The organism is Xanthomonas vasicola pv. musacearum NCPPB 4379 (genome assembly GCF_000277895.2).
Taxonomy (GTDB): Bacteria; Pseudomonadota; Gammaproteobacteria; order Xanthomonadales; family Xanthomonadaceae; genus Xanthomonas; species Xanthomonas vasicola.
On the sequence record NZ_CP034655.1, the window covers coordinates 416,525 to 438,255 of the forward strand.

Annotated in this window: 15 protein-coding genes and 2 pseudogenes; 12 read left to right on the forward strand and 5 right to left on the reverse strand. The window is 61.0% G+C overall.

From position 1 onward, the window contains the following. Positions 1-7: 7 nt before the first annotated feature. The gene (sctU, locus tag KWO_RS01925) at positions 8-1,081 is read right to left on the reverse strand and encodes a type III secretion system export apparatus subunit SctU (RefSeq protein ID WP_010367912.1); all 1,074 of its coding nucleotides are present in this window, start codon (positions 1,079-1,081) and stop codon (positions 8-10) included. A 213-nt stretch (positions 1,082-1,294) separates the two neighbouring features. Here sctU and KWO_RS01930 point away from each other — a divergent pair, with 213 nt between their 5' ends. The 9 genes from KWO_RS01930 (at position 1,295) to sctC (ending at position 8,912) form a co-directional block, all read left to right on the forward strand. Next, the gene (locus KWO_RS01930; RefSeq protein WP_010367914.1) at positions 1,295-1,750 is read left to right on the forward strand and encodes an HrpB1 family type III secretion system apparatus protein; all 456 of its coding nucleotides are present in this window, start codon (positions 1,295-1,297) and stop codon (positions 1,748-1,750) included. Between the two features lie 33 nt (positions 1,751-1,783). Continuing rightward, on the forward strand, positions 1,784-2,176 hold the full coding sequence (locus tag KWO_RS01935) for a type III secretion protein HrpB2 (RefSeq protein WP_017113362.1): 393 nt from the start codon (positions 1,784-1,786) through the stop codon (positions 2,174-2,176). Position 2,177: 1 nt separating this feature from the next. Next, positions 2,178-2,942 carry a type III secretion system inner membrane ring lipoprotein SctJ gene (gene sctJ, locus KWO_RS01940; protein ID WP_010367919.1) on the forward strand — a complete coding sequence of 255 codons (765 nt, stop codon included), beginning with the start codon at positions 2,178-2,180 and terminating at the stop codon, positions 2,940-2,942. An 8-nt stretch (positions 2,943-2,950) separates the two neighbouring features. Further along, positions 2,951-3,580, forward strand: a complete 630-nt coding sequence (locus KWO_RS01945) for a type III secretion protein HrpB4 (RefSeq protein ID WP_010367920.1) — start codon at positions 2,951-2,953, stop codon at positions 3,578-3,580. After that, positions 3,565-4,266 carry a type III secretion system stator protein SctL gene (sctL, locus tag KWO_RS01950; protein WP_010377380.1) on the forward strand — a complete coding sequence of 234 codons (702 nt, stop codon included), beginning with the start codon at positions 3,565-3,567 and terminating at the stop codon, positions 4,264-4,266. Before KWO_RS01945 ends, sctL begins: the two co-directional genes overlap by 16 nt. Continuing rightward, positions 4,256-5,584, forward strand: a complete 1,329-nt coding sequence (gene sctN / locus KWO_RS01955) for a type III secretion system ATPase SctN (protein WP_010367925.1) — start codon at positions 4,256-4,258, stop codon at positions 5,582-5,584. The genes sctL and sctN overlap by 11 nt, the downstream gene beginning before the upstream one ends. Beyond that, entirely contained in the window at positions 5,577-6,086 is a 510-nt protein-coding gene (locus tag KWO_RS01960; RefSeq protein WP_010367927.1) for a type III secretion protein HrpB7, read from the forward strand. Before sctN ends, KWO_RS01960 begins: the two co-directional genes overlap by 8 nt. Next, positions 6,083-6,913, forward strand: a complete 831-nt coding sequence (sctT, locus tag KWO_RS01965; protein WP_010367928.1) for a type III secretion system export apparatus subunit SctT — start codon at positions 6,083-6,085, stop codon at positions 6,911-6,913. The genes KWO_RS01960 and sctT overlap by 4 nt, the downstream gene beginning before the upstream one ends. Positions 6,914-7,088: 175 nt before the next feature. Further along, a complete protein-coding gene (gene sctC, locus KWO_RS01970) occupies positions 7,089-8,912 on the forward strand; it encodes a type III secretion system outer membrane ring subunit SctC (RefSeq protein WP_026112365.1) in 1,824 nt (607 codons plus the stop codon). Between the two features lie 836 nt (positions 8,913-9,748). Here sctC and xopA read toward each other — a convergent pair. Further along, a complete protein-coding gene (gene xopA, locus KWO_RS01975) occupies positions 9,749-10,204 on the reverse strand; it encodes a XopA/Hpa1 family type III secretion system protein (protein WP_017113543.1) in 456 nt (151 codons plus the stop codon). Between the two features lie 370 nt (positions 10,205-10,574). On the opposite strand from xopA, the gene KWO_RS01980 reads away from it, so the two are divergent. Beyond that, positions 10,575-11,132, forward strand: a complete 558-nt coding sequence (locus KWO_RS01980) for a lytic transglycosylase domain-containing protein (protein ID WP_010377396.1) — start codon at positions 10,575-10,577, stop codon at positions 11,130-11,132. A 462-nt stretch (positions 11,133-11,594) separates the two neighbouring features. Here the strand turns inward: KWO_RS01980 and KWO_RS01985 are convergent. Beyond that, positions 11,595-11,861 (reverse strand): annotated as a pseudogene (locus tag KWO_RS01985) (hypothetical protein); the annotation flags it as partial. Positions 11,862-11,923: 62 nt separating this feature from the next. Between KWO_RS01985 and KWO_RS01990 the strand changes: the two are divergent. Next, positions 11,924-12,907: an IS5 family transposase gene (locus KWO_RS01990; RefSeq protein WP_017113471.1), complete on the forward strand. Its 984-nt coding sequence runs from the start codon at positions 11,924-11,926 to the stop codon at positions 12,905-12,907. Positions 12,908-15,845: 2,938 nt separating this feature from the next. Here KWO_RS01990 and KWO_RS01995 read toward each other — a convergent pair. Then, entirely contained in the window at positions 15,846-16,187 is a 342-nt protein-coding gene (locus KWO_RS01995) for an HPF/RaiA family ribosome-associated protein (RefSeq protein ID WP_010367940.1), read from the reverse strand. Positions 16,188-16,528: 341 nt separating this feature from the next. Here KWO_RS01995 and KWO_RS02000 point away from each other — a divergent pair, with 341 nt between their 5' ends. Beyond that, positions 16,529-18,952: a DUF3772 domain-containing protein gene (locus tag KWO_RS02000; protein ID WP_017112899.1), complete on the forward strand. Its 2,424-nt coding sequence runs from the start codon at positions 16,529-16,531 to the stop codon at positions 18,950-18,952. 264 nt (positions 18,953-19,216) lie between these two features. On the opposite strand, the pseudogene KWO_RS23505 reads toward KWO_RS02000, so the two are convergent. Beyond that, positions 19,217-21,324: pseudogene (locus KWO_RS23505) on the reverse strand (phosphoglycerol transferase I). Positions 21,325-21,731: the final 407 nt, after the last annotated feature.

Below are 21,731 nucleotides of genomic sequence, written 5' to 3' on the forward strand. Positions count from 1 at the left end.
CGATCTCCTAACAGGACAGAGGGCTGCCGCTGTCGTCGTGGTCCCGACCGAGGTCATCGACCCAACGCAACACCACCGCAACCGTTTCGAAAAGTGACTCCGGCACTGCATCGCCCAGCTCGACCACGTACAGCGCACGTGCCAGCGGCGGATTGGCAACAATCGGAATGCCCTGGTTGTGCGCAAAGGCGCGTAACTCCAGCGCACCGTCGTCCACCCCCTTGGCAACCACCTGCGGTAAGCCGAAGCCGTCCGGCTCGTAGGCCAACGCGACCGCGTAATGGGTGGGGTTGACCACCATCACCTTGGCCTTGGAGACGCGCTCGCGCGGATCACCGAAGATCAGCTCCTTGGCGAATTCCTTGCGCTTTCCCTTCACTTCTGGGTCGCCTTCACTCTCCTTGTGTTCGCGCTTTTGCTCGTCTTTGCTCATGCGCTTGTCGCGGATGAACAGCCAGTGCTGCACGCTCCAATCCGCCGCGCCAACCAGCACGAAGACCAATACCGCCAAGGCGCACAGCGTGCCCAAGGTGCGCCATGCGATCTGGGCGATGTCGGGTGTTGGCTCGTAGGCCAGCCCGATGATCATCGGCATGAGCGCACGGATACCTAACCACAGCACCACGCCAATCAATATGGCCTTCACGACTAACTTGAGCAGGTTGATGAAACTTCGCAGCGAAAAAAGCTTTTTCACCCCATTCACGGGATTAAGTGAATCGAACTTGGGTGTCACCGGTTTGAGCGAGGCATTCATGCCGGTTTGTAAAAAGACGCCGATCAATCCGCCGAGCAGGCACGCCACCAGGAACGGCAGCATCAGCAGTAGTCCCTCAATGCCAATACGGCCAAGCGCGCGGTTCATGGCCGTTGCATCGCGTGTATTTTCGGTGAAATCCATGCCGATCTGCATCAATGCGCGCATGTGTTCTACAAAGTAGCTGCCAGCCAGTTTCATGACCAACATGGCGCCAAGCAGCACCGCCGCTGCAGTCACATCCGGGCTGATCGGGATGTCGCCGTCCCTGCGCGCATCCTGCAACTTCTTTTCAGTCGGCTTTTCGGTCTTCTCATCCGACATGGCGCTCTCCGGCCGGTCCTGCTGCGTTCCGATTCTGGTAGAGCCGTCGCGAGTCAGCCCGTCTTTCAGGCGAACACCTGCATGGTTTGGCGAAGTCGCAAGGTTTGTTCGCCAACGTATTCCGATGTTCGCTTCTGAAAAGTTCTGGCCAGCGCAGACGCGTAGCGTTGTGCACGCATGCTGTCTACGGCCAATTACGTAACGAGGTGCAATGTGGAAAAGATCGAGTGCCCGGGCGCGATCGTGAGCGGTTTGATCGAGTTGATTACGTTCGGGCTGACACACGAAAAGATTGAGGACGCAGCAGCTGTTCTAGCCGCAGTGCGTCTACTTCGGCCAGAGCTGAAAGCGCTGGATACCTTCGATGCATGGATCTCGATTAAACGCGGCAATTACTTGGACGGCGCTCGCCTGTTGCGGGAGCTGGAGGCCGATGCCGGCTCCAAGCCACTGTGCAGGGCACTGTATGCCTGCTGCCTGTTTGCGCTGGGCGACCAGACATGGCATGGCGTTGCTGAAGAGCTGATCCAAGAGGATGCCGATGCCGATGCTGTGGCCTTGGTCAAGGCGCTCTCTGGGCGTAATACCCCACGGACAGCGCCGCAAGAGGCGCCGGTTGATGCTTCCACAGCGTTAGAAGTTCCAAACGCGCAGTACTTGCGCGCCTGAGCAACGCCAGCCCCGACCCTGCCGGAGTATGTCATGACGCTCATTCCTCCTGTCCCGCCAGTTGCCGCCAGTGGCGGCATGTCCACGCAAGCGCTGTCTCCATCGGCGATGCCGAACCAAGCGCTCGTCAATCGTTTTCAAGCACTGATGCAGTCTTCAAGCCCGCTGCCGCCTGCCATGCAGCGTGTCGGTGAGCCGAGCATGATGAGCAGGGTGATCGACGTGCAAAACGACGGCGTACGCACCGTGACCGAGGATATCGATGCCTTCAGCCTACAGGCGCCGACCATGGGGTTCCAGGAAATGGCAGCGCAACAGATGAAGTTGATGCATGAGTTGACGATGGTCGGCTTCAACCTCAATGTCAGCGTCGGCGTGGCGCAATCTGGCAAGAACGCCGTGCAGACATTGTTCAAGAACCAATAACATGCGCGCGCTCAGATGTACGGCCGTGCTGTTGCTAGCGCTGCTGCTGTCTGCCTGCAGTCAGCAGTTGTACTCGGGGCTCACCGAAAACGATGCCAACGACATGCTTGCGGTGCTGCTGCGTGCCGGAGTGGATGCGTCCAAGGTGACGCCCGACGACGGCAAGACCTGGGCGGTCAACGCACCGCGTGATCAGGTGGCCTACTCGCTGGACGTGTTGCGCGCCCATGGCATGCCGCATGAGCGACATGCCAATCTCGGCGAGATGTTCAAGAAAGACGGGCTGATCTCAACGCCCACTGAAGAGCGTGTACGTTTCATCTATGGCGTGTCGCAACAGCTATCGCAGACCTTATCGAATATCGATGGCGTGATTGCGGCGGATGTAGAAATTGTGCTGCCGAATAACGACCCACTCTCCACATCAGTCAAACCCTCGAGCGCTGCGGTGTTTATCAAATTCCGTCTCGGCAGCGATCTGACCAGCTTGGTGCCCAACATCAAGACGCTGGTGATGCATAGCGTGGAAGGGCTCACCTACGAAAACGTCAGCGTCACGCTGGTTCCGAGCGGTGCGGAGAGCGATGCGTCGTTCGCGACGTCGGCGCCGCCGAGAGGCTGGCCATGGCCATGGCTGGTCGGGAGCGCGCTGGCAGTGTGCCTGCTGGCTGGTGCGGCGGCGCTGTATTGGTGGCCAAACGCCGATGGGCGCCGTTGGGGCGGTTGGCAGCGTCTGCGTGAGTTGGGCAGGAAAAAAGCCGGGTGAGGTGAGGGATGGAGAGCACGCAGACCGAGAACACGGCGCGGTGGATTCAACGCTGGGCGGCCATGCTGTCTGACTTGGCGCACGGGTTGGATGCCGACCGGGTGGCCTATTGGCTGGGTCCGGTTGCGGCGATGGGCTGGGCGTCGGCGCCCGCCTACCGGCGCTTGCGCGTGATCCAGGCATGGTCGGGGTGGTCGGGCCTGCCGCTATCGGCGCTCGATCCACCGGCGAGCCAACTGGCGGTGCTCACGCCCGCGTTGCTGGCCAAGGTGATGATCAGCCGTGCGCTGTTTTCGCGTGGGTTGGCGGTGCGCCGTTGTATCGAGCGTGATCGCCTGGACTGGTTGGAGCAGTGCGTAGGGCCGGCCGTGCTTGAACAGCTGCGCCAGCACGCGGCCACCGGGTTAGCAGTGCCGCTGTTGCCGCGCGATGCCGATCAAGCGGCGTGGGTTGGCGATGGCTGGCGTCGGCTGGAGGCCGATGGCGTGTGGCCCAATCCGGTGGTGGCCAAGCTGCTCTCGCTGTCCTTGCCGCTGGGCGCTGCGCAGATTGCACCTGTTGCAGCAGACGGTGCGAGCGATGCGTTCCTTTCCGCGCTTCCCACGTTGATGCCGGAGGCCCTATGCGTCTCTGGCTGAGGTCAACGCCCGAAGCAATCGGCCTGGATTGCGATGTCATCCCGCGCGAGGCATTGGCCTCGGTGCTGGCACTGGATGAGGCAACCGCCCAGGTGCATGCGCGTTGCGCGCAGACGCTGGCCGAGGCGCATGCACATGCACAGACGCTGATCGACGATGCGCAGCAGCAGGCCGAGGCGATCCTGAAAGATGCACAAGAAAAAGCCGAGCGCAGCGCACGCCTGGGCTATGCAGCCGGCGTGCGGCGTCAGCTGGACCATTGGAACGAGAACGGCCTGCGCCATGCCTTCGCAACCGACGCGGCCGCAAAGCGCGCACGCGAACGTCTGGTCGAGATCGTCGCGCGGACCTGCGAGCACGTCATCCATGGGCACGATCCTGCAGCCCTGTATGCACGTGCTGCAAAGGAGTTGGAGAGTGCCCTGGACGAAGCGAAAGCACTGCGGGTAAGCGTCCATCCGGATGCGCTGGACGACGCGCAGCGGGCTTTCGATGCCGCTGCGACAGCCGCAGGCTGGACGATGCCGGTAGAGCTGTGTGGTGATGCAGCGCTGGCCTTGGGCACCTGTGTGTGCGAATGGGACACCGGGGTGTTCGAAGCCGATCTGCGCGATCAGCTGCGCAGTCTCCGGCGTGTCATTGGCCGTGTGTTGGCTACGCCACAGGTGCTTGCGGATGCGTGCTGAGATGTCGCTGCTGGAGACGGCGCTCGAAGGCGAACTGGCCACGCTCGCGTTCGGTCGTCGTTATGGCAAGGTGGTCGAAGTCGTTGGCACCATGCTCAAGGTCGCCGGGGTACAGGTCAGCCTGGGCGAAGTCTGCGAGTTGCGCCAACGCGATGGCACCTTGTTGCAGCGCGCAGAGGTGGTGGGCTTCAGCCGCGACCTCGCCCTGCTGGCGCCGTTCGGTGAGCTGGTGGGGTTGTCGCGCGAGACACGCGTGATCGGATTGGGGCGCCCGTTAGCCGTACCGGTCGGACCGGCGCTGCTGGGGCGCGTGCTCGATGGCCTGGGCGAGCCGGCGGACGGACTCGGGGCGGTTGAGTGTGAGACCTGGGTGCGGGTCCAGGCGCAGGCGCCCGACCCGATGCGTCGGCGGTTGATCGAACAGCCCATGCCCACCGGGGTGCGGATCGTGGATGGTTTGATGACGTTGGGTGAAGGCCAGCGCATGGGCATTTTCGCCGCCGCAGGCGTCGGCAAGAGCACCTTGATGGGCATGTTTGCGCGCGGCACGCAATGCGATGTCAACGTCATTGTGCTGATCGGTGAACGTGGGCGCGAGGTGCGCGAATTTATCGAGATGATCCTCGGCGAAGACGGGTTGTCCCGCAGCGTCGTGGTGTGTGCCACTTCTGATCGCTCCTCGATCGAGCGCGCAAAGGCCGCCTACGTGGGCACTGCCATCGCTGAATATTTTCGGGATCAAGGCATGCGCGTGCTCCTGATGATGGACTCGCTGACCCGTTTTGCCCGCGCGCAACGCGAGATTGGACTGGCGGCCGGCGAACCGCCGACGCGCAGAGGCTTTCCGCCTTCGGTGTTCGCTGAGTTGCCGCGCCTGCTCGAACGTGCAGGCATGGGCGAGAGCGGTTCCATCACCGCGTTCTACACCGTGCTGGCCGAGGACGACACCGGCAGCGATCCGATCGCCGAAGAAGTGCGCGGTATTCTGGATGGGCATCTGATCCTCTCGCGCGAGATTGCTGCCAAGAACCAGTACCCGGCGATCGACGTGCTGGGCAGCCTGAGCCGGGTGATGAGTCAGATTGTGCCACCAGAGCAAAGCCAGGCCGCTGGCCAGCTGCGACGCCTGTTGGCCAAGTACAACGACGTGGAGACCCTGCTGCAGGTCGGCGAGTACCGCGAGGGCAGCGACGCAACCGCCGACGAGGCGATCGCCAGAATCGATGCGATTCGCGACTTCCTCTGCCAACCCACCGACCAGCTCAGTGGATATGAAAGCACCCTGGAACAGCTCGCCAGCGTGATCGACGATGCGTGACCGTGCCCGTACCTGGACAGCCTTGCAACAGCTGAAGACGCGCCGTTGCGAGCGAATGCAGGACCGCCTGAGCGAATGCAAGCATGCACTGGAGCACTGCGAACGCGAGCTCGCCAGATGCAGCCAGGAAGCCAACGCGTGCAGCACACGCTTGGCTGCGTTCGATACAGCGTTGCTCGAAAAGGCCGGTGTGGGCGGCTCGATCGATATCGACACGATCTTGCAGCACGAACACTTCCGAACAGTGCTATTAGACGCCTGCCGCGCGTCAGAGCAGGCGCAGGTAGCAGCTCGGCAGTCAGTGCAGAGCGCTCGCGATGAGCTCGTGTCCGTGCAGCAGGCGGTGAGCAAACTGCAGGCACAGGCACAGCTGTATGAAGAAAAGGCGATCCGTGCGCGCCGTGCCCGGCAGGCGCAACGTGACGCAGCAGAGGAGGAAGAGGCGATCGAGACGCTGGTTGCGCTGCGATCGCATCGTGCCGCGCCAGGGGGGGCGCGATGAGCGATATCGCCAACGCGCTGGTGGCCCTCTCCTCGCAGGGCTTGTCGCTGCTGACCTTGCTGGCGCTGTGCGGCGTGCGTGTCTTTGTGATGTTCACGGTGCTGCCGGCAACCGCGCAAGACAGCCTTCCCGGCATGGCGCGTAATGGCGTCATTTATGTTCTGAGCTCTTTTATTGCCTACGGGCAACCAGCCGACGCGCTGGAGAAGATCCAGGCCGCCGGCCTGGTCGGTGTGGTGTTCAAAGAGGCCTTCATTGGCATGTTGATCGGTTTTGCGGCATCGACGGTCTTCTGGATCGCCGAAAGCGTTGGCCTGCTGATCGATGACCTGGCCGGTTACAACAATGTGCAGATGACCAACCCGCTCAGCGGTCAGCAAAGCACGCCGGTGTCCACGGTGTTGTTGCAATTGGCGATCGTGTCGTTCTACGCCTTGGGCGGCATGTTGATGTTGCTCGGCGCGTTATTCGAATCGTTCCGCTGGTGGCCGCTGAGCCAGCTTCAGCCCGACATGGGAGCGGTGTCCGAGTCGTTCGTTATCCAGCAGACCGACGGCATGATGGCCGCGGTGGTCAAGCTCTCCGCACCCGTGATGTTGGTGCTAGTGCTGGTGGATCTGGCCATCGGCTTTGTGGCGCGCGCCGCCGACAAGCTCGAACCTTCCAATCTGAGTCAGCCAATCCGTGGGGTGCTGGCGTTGCTGCTATTGGCGCTGCTAACCAGCGTGTTCATCGCGCAATTCAGCGAATCACTCGGTTTCCTGCATTTCCAGCAGCAATTGCACGACGCCGCCCTCATGAGTGGCAAGGGGGGCGCGTCGCATTGATCTTTATTGAGACTTTCGCTGTCGCGTAGTTCATACACTGATGGCATGACGGTGGATTCACTCAACCGGCCGCGCTGCGCGTGCCGGCGACGTCGCACGCAAAGTTGCGGCCGACGCCCAATCCAAGGCGTCGCCGCTATCGACTTCTTTTCACTTGCCTCGCAGAGGGAACGCCATGGCTCATGTATGTACTCCAGTCCACCGCCGACGCGCTCCATTGGCCGCCGTTCTGGCGCTCAGCCTACTGGCGCTGTTGCCGCCGCATGCCGATGCGGCACAGGTGCCCTGGCACTCGCGCACGTTCAAATACGTTGCCGACCACAAGGATCTCAAGGAAGTGCTGCGTGATTTGTCCGCCAGCCAGTCCGTGACCACCTGGATCTCGCCGGAGGTCACCGGCACGCTCAGCGGCAAATTCGAGGCATCCCCGCAAAAATTTCTCGACGACCTTGCCGCCACCTATGGCTTCGTCTGGTACTACGATGGCGCCGTGCTCAGAATCTGGGGCGCAAATGAATCCAAGAACGCAACGTTGAGTCTGGGTACCGCCTCGACCAAGGCGCTGCGCGATGCACTTGCGCGCATGCGTCTGGACGATCCACGTTTTCCAGTGCGCTACGACGAGGCCGCGCACGTTGCGGTGGTGTCCGGGCCCCCTGGTTATGTGGATACCGTTTCGGCGATTGCCAAGCAGGTGGAGCAGGGTGCGCGTCAGCGCGATGCCACCGAAGTACAGGTATTTCAGCTGCACTATGCGCAAGCAGCCGACCACACCACACGTATCGGTGGCCAGGACGTACAGATTCCGGGCATGGCGAGCCTGTTGCGCGGCATATACGGCGCACGTGGCGCGTCCGTCGCGGTGATGCCCGGGCCGGGCGCCAACTTTGGGCGGGTACAGCCGATTGGCGGTGGTTCTTCCAACACCTTCGGCAATGCGGGCCAGGGCCAGGGCGGCGGAGCCAACGGCATCCTCGGGCTGCCTTCGGCATGGTTTGGTGGGACATCGCCGTCAGATCGCGTGCCAGTCAGTCCGCCATTGCCCGGTAGTGGGCCCAGTGCGCCCGCAGGTTCGCCTGCCAGCGTATGGCCGGAGCTCACCAAGGGGCGGCGCGACGAATCCAATCCGATCGACGTCGGCAACGGCGCAGAACTCGCCTCCGATGCTCCGGTGATCGAAGCCGATCCGCGCACCAATGCCATCTTGATCCGCGATCGACCGGAGCGGATGCAGAGCTACAGCACCCTGATCGAACAGCTGGATAACCGCCCCAAGCTCCTGCAGATCGATGCCACCATCATCGAGGTCCGCGATGGCGCCATGCAGGATCTTGGCGTCGACTGGCGCTTCCATAGCCAGCATACGGACGTGCAGACGGGCGACGGCCGTGGCGGCCAGTTGGGTTTCGACGGCGCACTGAGCGGCGCTGCAACACAGGGCACGATGACACCGGTCGGCGGGACGTTGACGGCGGTATTGGGGGACGCCGGACGCTACCTGATGACGCGTGTGTCGGCGTTGGAAACGACCAACAAGGCCAAGATCGTCTCGTCGCCACAGGTCGCGACGCTGGACAACGTAGAGGCGGTGATGGATCACAAACAGCAAGCGTTCGTCAGGGTCAGCGGATATGCGTCGGCGGATCTCTACAATTTATCGGCTGGAGTGTCGTTGCGGGTCTTGCCCAGCGTGGTACCAGGCTCATCGAACGGCCAGATGCGTCTGGATGTGCGCATCGAAGACGGACAGCTGGGATCCAATACCGTGGACGGCATCCCGGTCATCACCTCCAGCGAGATCACCACCCAGGCCTTCGTCAATGAAGGGCAGAGCCTGCTCATTGCCGGCTATGCCTACGATGCGGACGAAACCGATTTGAACGCAGTGCCCGGTCTGTCCAAGATTCCGCTGGTGGGCAATCTGTTCAAGCACCGCCAGAAGAGTGGGTCGCGCATGCAGCGGTTGTTCTTGTTGACGCCACATGTTGTTTCACCCTGAGGGCCTGCTGAAAAACATCGGGTGGCGGCCGGTAGGCGATAATGCCGCAGTTGCTGGTCGTTTCCCGAATGCACCCGGAAACCCGGTTGCTCCTGATATCTCAAACAACCCCGGCAGCGTTTGGGAAAAACGAAACATTTAATGCCAGATGCGTGAGTGTTTGTATTATCCGGAGCGGCTAAGGCCTTCACTAGGGAGGCGCTGAACGGCCGTCACTGGGAATCAGTATGTGCCACTCATGCATTTTGGTTCTTGTGCGATGCTCGCGCCCGCCTGGGCACTAAGTGGCAGCATTACTGGCTGCTCTAGGTTCCCCATGTCGGCTAGATCGGTGCCTGTGGCAGACGGCCAGAGGCAGCGCGGGACACTGGCAGCGATTGCGCAAGAGCGCTTCGCAATGCCTGGCCGTCAGCATCGCCCATGGGCCGGTGCATTGGCACAGATCATCTGGTCGAATGACGATGGCTTGGTGATGTGCGCTTGCACCCAGAACAAGGCTCACGCTAGCAGCAATGTCCGATTCGTGAAGGTGCTCCAGGGAACAAGATCGGGGCATTTGATGAGGCGTTGAAGCCGACACTGCGCCGGTCGCTTGAGAAGCGTTCTGTATCACTCGCCCTGCTGTATGCCGGGCAAAAATGCGAACCTGATGTGGGCGGCGAATGTTCGTAGATACATTGATCACGGCATTGCCGATTTCGGTAAGGAACGTTGCCTGTACCCTGCACCATCTCGGTCCCAGATGGGCGCAGCCGCCACCCTGACGAAGCCTGCAGGCTGACGCGTGAAAGCGGCAACCTGCAGGCCGTGGTCGGTAGGGGGCGACCAACAGCTGTTTACAGCATCGATCCGGTGTCGTTCGAGAAGCTCAAGATAGAACCCAGCCCGCCATCGAACCCACCACCGAAGCCACCACCGAAGCCACCACCGAAGCCACCACCGAAGCCACCACCGAAGCCACCACCGATGCCACCACCGTTCTGCGCTTGGAGCATCTCTGAGACGATATACATGAGCGCCAGGGTCGCTGGCGACAGGCCTTTGGACTGCCCACCCTGCTGCCCATTACTACCGTTACCCGATCCAGAATCGCCACCCTGGTTCGCACCCTGACCTTCTTGGGCTTTGTTGCCTCCCTGAAGCAGGACATTGATGATGAATGCCAGGAACTTGTCCAGCTGGGCTTCGCTGATGCCTTGTTGGCCCTGACCTGAACCGGACTGAGTGCCATCGAGCGGGCCGATCTGCAGCCCGCTGGAAAAGTTAGCGGTGTTTGCGTTCAAAGAATTCATCGTTACGACTCCTCTCTGATTAACTGGGGTTTGTCTTTCACTCGGTTGCCGAGTCTGAGTATCGGCATCTAGGGGGCGCATTGCTGCCCCGAACCAACAATAAAGTGGCAAGCGATCGCCGACAGAGTGTTTGCGAAATTGCGCTTGTGCGTGCGAAGGCAGAAACGAAAAAGATGATTTCGGATCGAGAACAAAATCCAGGACCAGTTTTTTAAGAGGTTTTTTCGCTTGCTTGCTAAGTGCTTCGCCGGACCTGAGTAAATTGCGTACAGCTGGCGTTATGGTGCCGCGGTCGAGCGCCGTGGGTCGTGTGTGCCGGCGCTCGACTCACATGGAGACCTATCTTCAATCGAGATCGAGGTAACGAAAAATGATCGATTCAACGATCGCCCACCAGCATGTCGAAAAAGAATTCAGTTTTCAGTTCGAGCCCTGCTCTTCGTCAAAGCAACGTATGCGCGCGCAATGGTCCGGAGGTGATCGTCGGGCAGGCGCCGGGCCGCAGCGCATTTTATTTGCAGCAGTGCTGGCGTGCGCGGCACCTTTCGCGCGCGCGGATTGCTTTGAAGAGGCCGCCGGCTATCAGCACGTCAACCCCTGGGTGTTGCGCGCGATTGCCTGGCAGGAGTCGCATGGTCGTGCCGACGCAATCCATCGCAATAACAACGGTACGATCGACTACGGGAGGATGCAGATCAATTCAATCCATCTGCGGCGCCTGTCCAATTACGGCATCTCCAAAGACGCCTTGATGCACCCGTGCGTCAGTGTGTACGTGGCAGCATGGCGACTACGGGAGATGACGAACAAATACGGAAATACCTGGGCCGCTGTAGGCGCTTATCATTCGGAAACGCCCGGGGAGCGGGATAAATATGCACGTGCCATTCATTCGATTTTGATCAAGCGTGGCGTGGTTGCTGACTAGCATGAGTGTGAGCGTAGTAGTGCGTGTGGTGCTACACAAGACGTGCAGAACGCTGGGGGTATGGCGGGTCGCGGGTCTTTCAAAAGGATTGGCGCGTTGACCAGAGAACGCGTCGGCGCATGGCGGATGTACATGCGGCGTCGCACATGTGTCGCCTGAAGAAGCCAGTACTGCTCCAGCAGTCGTAAAAGAATGTTGGAAGCGCGCCTGAGGCAGCTGGCAACGCTGCTTTGCAGGCGCTTGACAGCAGCAGCTGGTGTGCGGAAACGGCATATCTCGCGGACACTGTGACGCCTCCGCGCCGTGCGCAACGGCCCGGGATGACGACGTAGTGTTAGCCGCTCTTAGACGAATTACCCAACTGCTGGGACACGCACTGCTGGCTAGCCAGCAGTGCGTGTCCCATGGAAAGTTGCGGCTTGGATGCTGGGCTGCTTGATCGCTTGCGCAGCTGAGTGATTGTTACGCTTGTAAAGGTTGCCTGCGAGATGCTTCGGCTTCGCGAACGGCCGCTGCAGCTTGCCAGGTGCCCGCAATTGTCCTGTATTGCATACCGGCGGCCATGCCGGCCAACGCATTGGAGAGCAATGCGCTGCGTGCGGGCGCCAACCCGAGCCAGGTGCCAATCATGTTGATTGCAGTACCAAATGCGACGTTGGAATTGATAGCGGTTGTGCGTGCGACCGAATGGTCCATGACGCGCTCATAGTCTTCGCGCTTGCCCTTAAGGAAACTCTGAACAACTCCCCTTGATCCTGCGACAATCACACAGACGCAACGGGACAACGACGATGCAACTGACCTTCGGCGATGCGGAGTACAACGGCAAGCGCAAGCGGACGCGGCGTGAGGTGTTCTTGGCCGAGATGGACCAGGTCGTGCCGTGGAAGGATCTGCTGGCACTGATCGAACCGCACTACCCGAAGTCGGGGCAGCCGGGGCGACAGCCGTATCGGCTGGAGACGATGCTGCGCATCCACTTTTTGCAGCAGTGGTACGCACTGAGCGATCCATCGGCGGAAGAAGCACTGTACGACACGGTGTCGATGCGCCGTTTTGCGAAGATCGGCGGGCTGGATGAGGTGCCGGATGAAACGACGATTCTCAACTTCCGGCATTTGCTGGAGCGGCATGATTTGGCGCGCAAGCTGTTCAACCGGGTCAACGCGCACCTGTCGCGTAAAGGGCAGAGTCTGCGGGGCGGGACGATCGTGGATGCCACGATCATTGCGGCGCCAAGTTCGACCAAGAACAAGGATGGCGAGCGCGATCCGGACATGCACCAGACCAAGAAGGGCAACCAGTACTTCTTCGGGATGAAGGCGCACATCGGGGTGGACGATGAGTCGGGCCTGGTGCACCACGTGGAATGCACGGCGGCCAACGCAGCGGACATCACGCAGGCGCACAAGCTGCTGCACGGCAAGGAAGACACTGTGAGCGGCGACAGCGGCTACACCGGGCTGGACAAGCGCGATGAGATGAAGGGCAAGCGCACGCTGCGCTACCTGATCGCGGAGAAGCCCTCGAAGCTGAAGCAGATCAAGAATAAGCGCGAACTGAAGTTGGCCAAGCGCTGGGAGCACACCAAAGCCAGCCTGCGTGCGAAGGTGGAACACCCGTTTCGGGTGATCAAGCGTCAGTTTGGTTACGTCAAGGTGCGCTATCGCGGTTTGGCGAAGAACACCGCACAGGTGCTGACGCTGTTTGCACTATCGAATCTGTGGCTGACGCGCAAAGCGTTAATGCCTGCTGCGGGGAAGCTGTGCCTGTAATCCAGGCAACACCTCGCAAACGTGCCGAAACCGGCAAAAAATCGGCGATTTGAGCGCCCTCAGCGCGGCGGATGCGGTTGCTTCGTTTTCCGGTCGCGTTGATCAGACCATCCTTAAAGGCTGGTTCCCAGATCTGCTGGGTCCCGGCTTCGTCGGCTTCGTGCTGGGTGACATTGATCCAGTCAAGCGTTTCCAGGCCGACATTTAAGGCTGTCGTTACCGCCGCTTGCCTAAAGTGAACTCTTGTTGCCTCGCCCATGTTGAAAGGTGACATCAGGCCTGCCCAGCGCTGCCTAGCCGATGCAAAGTCTGGCGCCTCCAGCTCGTTCGATGCCAGGTTGGTCATGACGTTGGCCATGCCGTAAAACCTGCCCGCACTGGTGACGTGGGGATCGCTGATGCCACCATTGGTCGGTGCCCGCATTCCCACCATGCGAAATGTCGCCTGGATGGAATCGCGGGCCGCAGCATAAGGGGCAATCTTGAGCTCACTGGCTAGCAGCCTGGCTGCCATCTCAGGTCGGCCAGAGGCCTTGCCCGCAGCACCTATGGCGATATTGCTCAGGATGCCGGCAAGCGCGAGCCGGGTGACCACATCCGAATAATGTTGCTGCTCACGCCTTTTGGAATGACGTTCGTCTTCAGATAGTGCTTCCCACTGTTCGAGATTGAGATTATGAAAGCCTCGCGCAGCCGCGTCCGGGTTGCGGTTCTCGCGGTTGCGTCGCAGTGTATGCAGCGCCAGATGCAGCGTGCCCGACACCGCTTGCAGGGCGACGACCGCTTCGGGTGGAAGTTGGCGAAGCGCAGCAAATAAGCCTTCGCCCAGCAATTCACGCGCAAAAGTGGTTGGTCCCACGGAGGTGGTCTGGTGCACGAGGTGCCCCAGCACAGCCCCCAGGTATTGTTTGTCGAAACTTATCGGTAATATCCCGCGCGCTGCAGCTGCGACCGCTGTGGCGGTCGGCCCAAGTACGGTGGTTACTCCACGTGCTGCACCAGCTCGGACTGATGCAGCCAGCGTACCCAGACGGGCCGTGGCTGTCGTTGGGGTGGACGTATGCACCTGGAGATCGGGTTGTGCGGTTTGTTCTTGCGTGAGAGTGGGTGGGGGCGATGACGTAAAGGATTCTTCAGCGTCATAGAATCGCTCGCCGGTGCTCGCTTCTCCGTGCGCGGCTTGCAGCCGCGGGCTCTCATGGGGTGACTGGCTTGTGTCAGTAGCGCTTTCATACGCGTTGTCGCTTCCCGTGCTAAGACGTCGTCCTGATGGTCTACGCGGCAGGGCGGACAATGCAGAATCCCCCGCAGGCGTCGGCGTATCGCCGTGTCGTGGTTCTGATGGTATTTCGATCACACTATCTGGGCCGGTCGCTTGCGGTTGCTGGGAAGCACTAACTGGAGAGATCGTCGTCATGGCAGGTCCTTGCGTTGGTGGGAAGCCGCGTAAGATCGCCAGGCCTACTGGACTGGCGATCGATGGCGCCAGACGATGAAGACATCACTCGAGAGATGCGTGGTGGCGACAGCTTCGATTGCAGTGCCGGTATCGCTCATCGCAGATCGAGGCATCGATCGACAAACCAGGCGCGGCATGCGGCACGCTGACCCCGGCATGTGCATGGGCCCGGCTCAGCTTTCCGTGCAACTACGCTGCGAACGTCTTAGCTTGCAATCGAGATGCGCAGGCGCACCTGGTACCGGCGACCACCTTGTGTGGTATATGTCATCGTCATCGGCGGCTCGAAAATTGGCATGACTCCCGAGATTCTGGACACATATATTGCGAAGGGATTATTCCGCATCCGAAAATTCCATTTGTGTGTTCGCAGAAAATGTGCTCCTGCTGCGCATGTCTTCGCATAAACGAATGCATTTACGCGTGTGCTGGCGATGCTGTGCTAGGCGTTGATTGACCAACGCCAGCACTTGCGCGTGACCCAACAGCGGCGTGACGATGCTATGTTGCGTGAGCGAACGCCCGGGAGGTGTTGTTAACTTCGAAAAGCATGGCTGTATTAGGAGTATCAAGCCGTGGGGCAATAAAGCGCAAAAATGCCAGGGTTTGCGTCAATTGCTTATAGATACGTATCAGTATTTTGCATGTTTGATCCATGCTTTGATTCTTCCCTGTTTTTCATCACTAGGAGGAAGCCCGGTGGGCCGGATGCTGCGTAGGGCGCCGCCACGACAAAGGCAAGGTGTGAGCGATGCACCATCTTCAAGCGAACGCTGAGAGCGCTTTCCAATTGCGATGGCATCCATCAAGAGACGGTGGCGAAACGGTTCTGACCGAATAGTTCTGACCGATACTGGAATCCAGGTCACCTCCCCACCATTTCTGGTGATATGCCTTAGCGCATATCGTTACTCGTCTCTGCGAGACGCACTTTATCTAACGTCGCTCGGCCCAGGTCATGCATCCTCTGATCGGTGCGCAGGTCGAACGGATGCATCGGGCCATCGAGTGAGAGGGCCAAGGTCAACTGCTTTCAACACGACAACCACAGATGACGGCAACAGCATCTGGCCGATTTGATCGATGTTGACAGCTAAGGTGGTCGGCGCGACGCTTTGAAGGATCTGACACCGTAGGAATTCAGCTGCAAGCAGTGAACATGCGAGCCCGAGCATTCAAGATGGATTCGATCCATCCCATGCCTGGATTCAACACCCATTGAGTGCTGCGCGGGGCACCAGGCCCGCAAGCCTATCTGCAGCAGATGCTGCGGAAGAGGCGAAGGCGTCCGGGCTCATGTTTCACCGGGCTTATAGAGTCAATGCAGTCGTCCCGCCGCAGTGCCACTGCAGCGGGACGATGTTGCTTCAAGGTCGCGCTATGGATAGCGCTCGGAGTGCCGTTAGCTCATGCACTGCGACACCATCGCTGTATCGGAGGAGCAGCATTCAAGGCTGTCCTGCTCAAGTCAGGATCAACTCACAGCATTTCCGGCGGCGGGGCAGTCGCCTTGGAATGCTGCTTGCCGCGTGCATGTTCGATGGCGGTTCGCAGTTTGCGCGCGGCGCCGGTCACGGCGGAGGCGGTGGTTTCAGCACTGTTGGTGGCCGCAATCGGCGGCAGGCCGGCGACATGCGCCTCAATGCTGCAGGTTCGATCCGCCGCGCCGCCGCGCTGACCGTTCTCATCGCGCAAATGCACTTCCACACGGGTGATGTCGCCGGCGAAATGCGCCAGCTGAGCGGTGCAGGTCTTTTCGACATGCCCCACAACAGATGGGTCGTGCGGCACGTGCTTGTCGGTCTGGATCTGAATCTGCATAGAGTGTCTCCTTCGCGGTCATCCGCTACGTCTGCCGCAGCGGTGGCTTGATTCTGCGTCAGCCGAGTGTTTTCGCAAAGTGACAACCATGCTCGCCCATTCATGCGAGGGTAGGGTGTCGATGGTGTTGTCGCCGACTTCGCTGCCGCCGATGCTGTCGGCGTAGCGAGGTCTGCAGTCAGCCCGGTATAGGCAGGCCTGCCGGGGCTGAATGGCAGCACCGGGCGATCGGCTCGACCGAGGGCGGTGCCTTAAGATGCCGGCACCCGCGGTAGTCCGCGCCTGCTCGATGCCTGCCTGTGTCCGAATTTCGATTTGTCTTGGGTGCCCATCGGGGCGTATTGCCGCGGTTGCTGCTGCTTGCCGCGTTGTGGGTGGTCTGCGTAGGGACGGCCGTGGCGCAGGACGACGACACCCTGCTGGAGACCGCGCAGACTCAGCTGGACAGCATGCAGAAGGTGCTGACCCAGGCCGAAGCGGGGATGGAAAAATCAGACACCGACCAATTGCGCAAGCTGGCTGACGATGTCACCGGCGCGCAGCGCCAGGCCCAGGATCTGGCACGCTCGCTGGAGCCGCCGTTGAAGGAGTTGTCTGTTCGGCTGGCGGGGCTTGGCGAAGAGCAGAAGACCGACCCGAAGGATTTGAAGGACCAACGCACCGCGCTCACGCGCCAGCGTAACGGGCTGGATGCCGAGCTCAAGCGGGCAAACCTGCTGGCACTGGATGCCCAGGATCTTGCCGACCGGCTCGAAGGCGAACGCGCCCAGCGCTTCAGCGAGAAGCTCTCTGCGCGCGTGGCCTCACCGCTGTCGCCGGCGCTGTGGAATGAGATCGCCCAGGAATGGCCCGACGACCGCGCGCGTTTGCAGGCTCTTTCCGACAAGGCTGTGCAAGCGGTGCGCACAGGTACAGCGACCAACGGCATCGGTGGCCTGGTAATCGGGACGCTGGCGGCATTGGTGCTGGCGTTCCCACTGCGCATCTTCTTGCGTCATCTGGGGCGGCGGTATGCGGCCTCGCGTGCGCCCGGTGGGCGCCTGCGACGCTCCGGGCTTGCGCTGTGGTTTCTGCTGGTCGGCACACTGAGTCTGGGCATGGCCGCATGGGCACTGGCCGAAAGCGTGCGCGCGTTGAGCGAGCTACCTACGGATCTGGAGCAGCTGCTGAGCGCATTTGTGGTGATCAGTTTTGTCGCCGCCTTCGTCGGTTCGCTCAGCGCCAGCTTGTTGATGAAGCACCAGCCGACCTGGCGTCTGTTCCCGCTGGACGATGCCACTGTCGACCGTTTGCGCGTGCACTGTCTGGCCACGGCGGCCGTAAGCTGGTTCAGCGGCATGGCGATCAGGATCAATGATGTCGCGCGCAGCAGTGTCGCGTTGACGACAGCGACCGATGCGGTTGCCGCGCTCTTGTACGCGGGTTTGATCCTGTCGGCGTTGGCTGGCCTGAGCCTGTCATTGCGCGCGCATGCAGCCAACGTGGGTGCGGCCGACGCGGACAGCAGCGCACCGCCACCGGTGGTGTCGCGCGGCGGCGGTTACATCGTGTTGATCCGTCTGCTGGGCCATGTGGCGGTGATCTTCGCGTTGGTGGCGGCGTTGTTCGGCTACATCAATCTGGCGCTGTTCGTCGAGCAGCAGATCATCTGGATCACCCTGGTGTGCAGCGTGCTCGCGCTGCTGGTGATGTTTGCCGACGACCTGACGACCTGGGTATTCAAGCCGGAGAGCCGTTTCAGCCGCGCGCTAGCGCATGCATTGAATGTCGGCAGCGGACGGTTGGTGCAGGTGGGGTTGTTGATCTCCGCGGCGGTACGGGTGCTGTTGGTACTGCTGGGCATCGCTGCACTGGTGACGCCATACGGCGCCAACATCGCCGCGGTGACCGGCTGGCTGGAAAACGTCTCGCACGGCATCGCGATCGGTAAGGAGCTGGTCATCACGCCCAGCGACGTGGCCCGGGCGCTATGCGTGTTCCTGCTCGGCATGGGTCTGGTGCATGTGGTACAGAAGTGGCTGCTCAATACGTATCTGCCCAAGACCGAGCTGGACGCCGGGGCGCGTAATTCAATCAGCACGGTGGCGCGTTATCTGGGCTGGTTGATCGTTGCAGTGTGGGGGCTTACGGCGCTGGGTCTGGATTTGAGACGCTTGGCGCTGGTGTTGAGCGCGTTGTCGGTGGGTATCGGTTTCGGCCTGCAGGCGATTACGCAGAACTTCGTGTCGGGGTTGATCCTGCTGGCCGAGCGTCCGGTGAAGATCGGCGACTGGGTGCGTATTGGCGATCAGGAAGGTGATGTGCGCAAGATCAGCGTACGCGCGACCGAAATCCAGGTGGGCGACCGTTCCACGTTGATCGTGCCCAATTCGGAGTTGATCACCAAGAGCGTGCGTAACATGACGCTGTCCAATCCCATGGGCCGTGTGCAGTTGCAGTTCTCGGTGCCGCTGGAAACCGACGTGGCCAAAGTGCGCGACATGTTGCTGGCCTTGTTCGCCGAGCACGAAAAAGTATTGGCCGAGCCGGCTCCATCGGTGTTCATCGATTCGCTCGCCGGCGGGCATGTCAATTTCAATTCGTTTGCCTATGTAAGCAGTCCGCGCGATTCGTATGGCGTGCGCAGCCAGTTGTTCTTTGCACTGCTGCAGCGCATGGAGACGGTGGGCATTGCGTTGCAGTCGCCACAGGAGATCCGCTTCAGCCGCGCAGGTGCAGCGGTGTCGCGCGATGCGGGCGATGGTACGTCTGCATCGGAGGACTGAGTTGGCGACTTGTGCGTGGTCGCGCGGCAGTAGAGGCAGCTTGCAGGACTGGTGCGGCCATCTTTGACTGCAGCGATCGATGCATTCCAATGCTTAGGGCCAAAACTTGCGTAGTCGAGGGCGCGATGCCCTCACCGCTTGCGTGACACGCCGTGAACCCGTCCATTGGGGCTCGATGGCGTCATCCATGCGGCCAACGATCCCGTAAGCGGTAAGGACACCGCGCCAGAATGTCCACGCTCCACGGCAGTGCAGCGGCTCAGATCAGGAGCGGTCCGCTACTGGTATGTCCCTGACCAAGGCCAGATCGTCCACGCTGACGTCTTCGGTGTAATCGAGCCAGGCGCGGATCTCCAGGTCTTCGACCGCATGTTCCAGGCCCACCGGCATGCGGATGCGCCCGGCGGCGTCGGGCACCACCCATTGCTGTGCCAGCACGACGTTACGTTCGGACGACACCGCTTCGACCCAGAACGCGCGCGTGGGTCGGCGCTTGGTGTAGAGCTCGAGCATGTAGCGGCCGGCGTCGGTCTTGCGGGCAGCCTGGGTGAGCATGATCGGCTGGCGCACACGTGGACGTGGACCTTGCTGGGAAGCCTCCAGCGGCGCATCGACGGCGATGCCGCGCGTGAGGTCCGGGTCGCGATACAGCTTCATGTTCTGGTGGCGGTCCACCACCAGTGCGCACCAGTCGCCATCGGCTGAGCCGTCTTCGAATGCAGTACAGCGGTCGACATAGGCCAGCGTGCCTTTGGAATGCGTGCGGTCGAACTGACGCGAGGTGTTTTCCAGGTACACCGTTTTCAGGTTGGTGTCCTTGTCGTATTCCAACAGCACCGGCGGGCGAACCTGCTGTACGCCGACCACCACATCGCCATTGCCGTTGATGCGCAACATGCGCGTGCTGCGTCCGGTCCATAGCGTGCGCGCATAAGCCAGATAGCGTGGATAGTCCTTACCGCTGTCGCGGCTGGCGGCAACGCTGGCGCTGGGCGTGGCATCGCTGGCCAGCAGCGAGCGGCCAAAGCCGAGCGTGCGCATGCCAGGTTCCAGCAACTGCAGCAGCGTCGCGCCCGAATCGAGCGTGCTGCCTGCGCGCGTCACCACTTGTTGTGGTGCGATGTCCTTTCCCAGGAAGAGCAGCAGGTTCTCGCGCTTCTGCTTGGCCAGCACGTCGCTCAGATCGTTGGGCATTGCCAAATGATCTGAGGCGATGACAATGAGGGTGTTCTTGCCATAGCGGCTATTGCGGATGCGCGCGACCAATTCGCCGATCAACCGGTCGCTGCATTTGATGGCGTGCAGCAGGCCATATCGCCGAGTGCGCTGTCGTAGTGCTGGTCCTTGCAGGCCAGCGGCAGGTGGCCGGCCGGATGATGCGTGTCCATCGTGAGTGTAGTCAGCATGAAGGGTTGGCCGGCACGCGACAGCGTCTGGAAGCTGCCCCATGCGTCCTCCAGCAATACATCGTCGTGCACGCCCCATGCGGAAAAGTGCTTTGGCGCCACGCCCTTGTCCTGGAAGTAGTGCACATCGTGCACCACGTCGAAGCCATGGCTGGACAGGAAACGACCCTTGCCGGCGAAGCTTGCATCGGCGCCGCCCACATAGTGATTGCGGTAGCCCTGATCCTTGAGGTAATCGCCTAAGCAACGCGCTTCGGGCAGGAACATGCCCATGCGGTCCATGCTGTTTTCATCGCCCGGCGCGGTGGTGAGCGGCACGCCGCACATCGAGGCGACCATGCCGGCAATGGTCCAGCCGCTGCCTTCGGTGGAGGTGAGATTGCGCACGTCCACCGCTTCGGTGGCAAGCGCGCGCAAGTTGGGCATCAAGCCCGGAAACACGTTTTCGTCGAAGTAGGTGCGCTCCAGACTTTCGCCATAGATCCACACGATGTTCTTGCGCTTCTGCAGTGGTTGCTGCGGCACCTGGTATTCCGGCACAACGGTGGCGTAATCGACCGGACGCAACTGGTAGTACAGGCGCTTGCCATCGCGATACAGCGGACTCACTGCGATGCTGATCAGCAACATGCTCGCGAACCCTGCGAACACCGCCGCGCCACAGCGCCGATGTTGAAAGCGGTGCACCCGCACCAGCAGCAGCGGGCTCGCCGAGAGCAGCAGCATGCCGACGAACACCGCGATATAACCGGAAAAATCGCGGACGCCGGCACCGTCCATATCGGCGCGCAGGTGATACAACGTGGCCGCATTGATGCCGTCGCCACTGAGCCGGTCCACCAATCCCCAGGCGCTGAGTAGCAGTAAAAACAGTGACAACAAGCCAGCCTTGAGCCATGCCAGACGCGGCGAGGCGACCAACAACCACAACAAGAGCAACAACGAAACCAACAACATCCAATGCATGCGCAGCGTCCGTGGGGGAATGATGCGAGCGCGTGCCGGACGCCTTGCTCGCCATGTCCTGTGCGCCACCTGCAATGTGACACCTGGATGACGGACTATGCCGCGCCGAAGCTGACTGAAATGTTTGTTACGGCTGAGATCCAGCGCCGCATCAACGCGGCAGCGTGTAGAGTCATTGCGCATCACCGCGTACCAATCAGCACATCACTGCTGAAACGCGTGCGTCGCGTTGCTGCAAGCCACAGCGACGCGAGGTGTGTGGGATGAGTCTGTGCCCAGTACGCTTGTAATCGGCTATGCAGAGCGCGAGGCGAAATTCGCAAGATGTTCTAGTGCTTTCCTCGCACAGTTCGTTGCGTGTCCCACGCTGCATTGAATGCAATCTCGCAGGCAGTGAGGGCTGACGA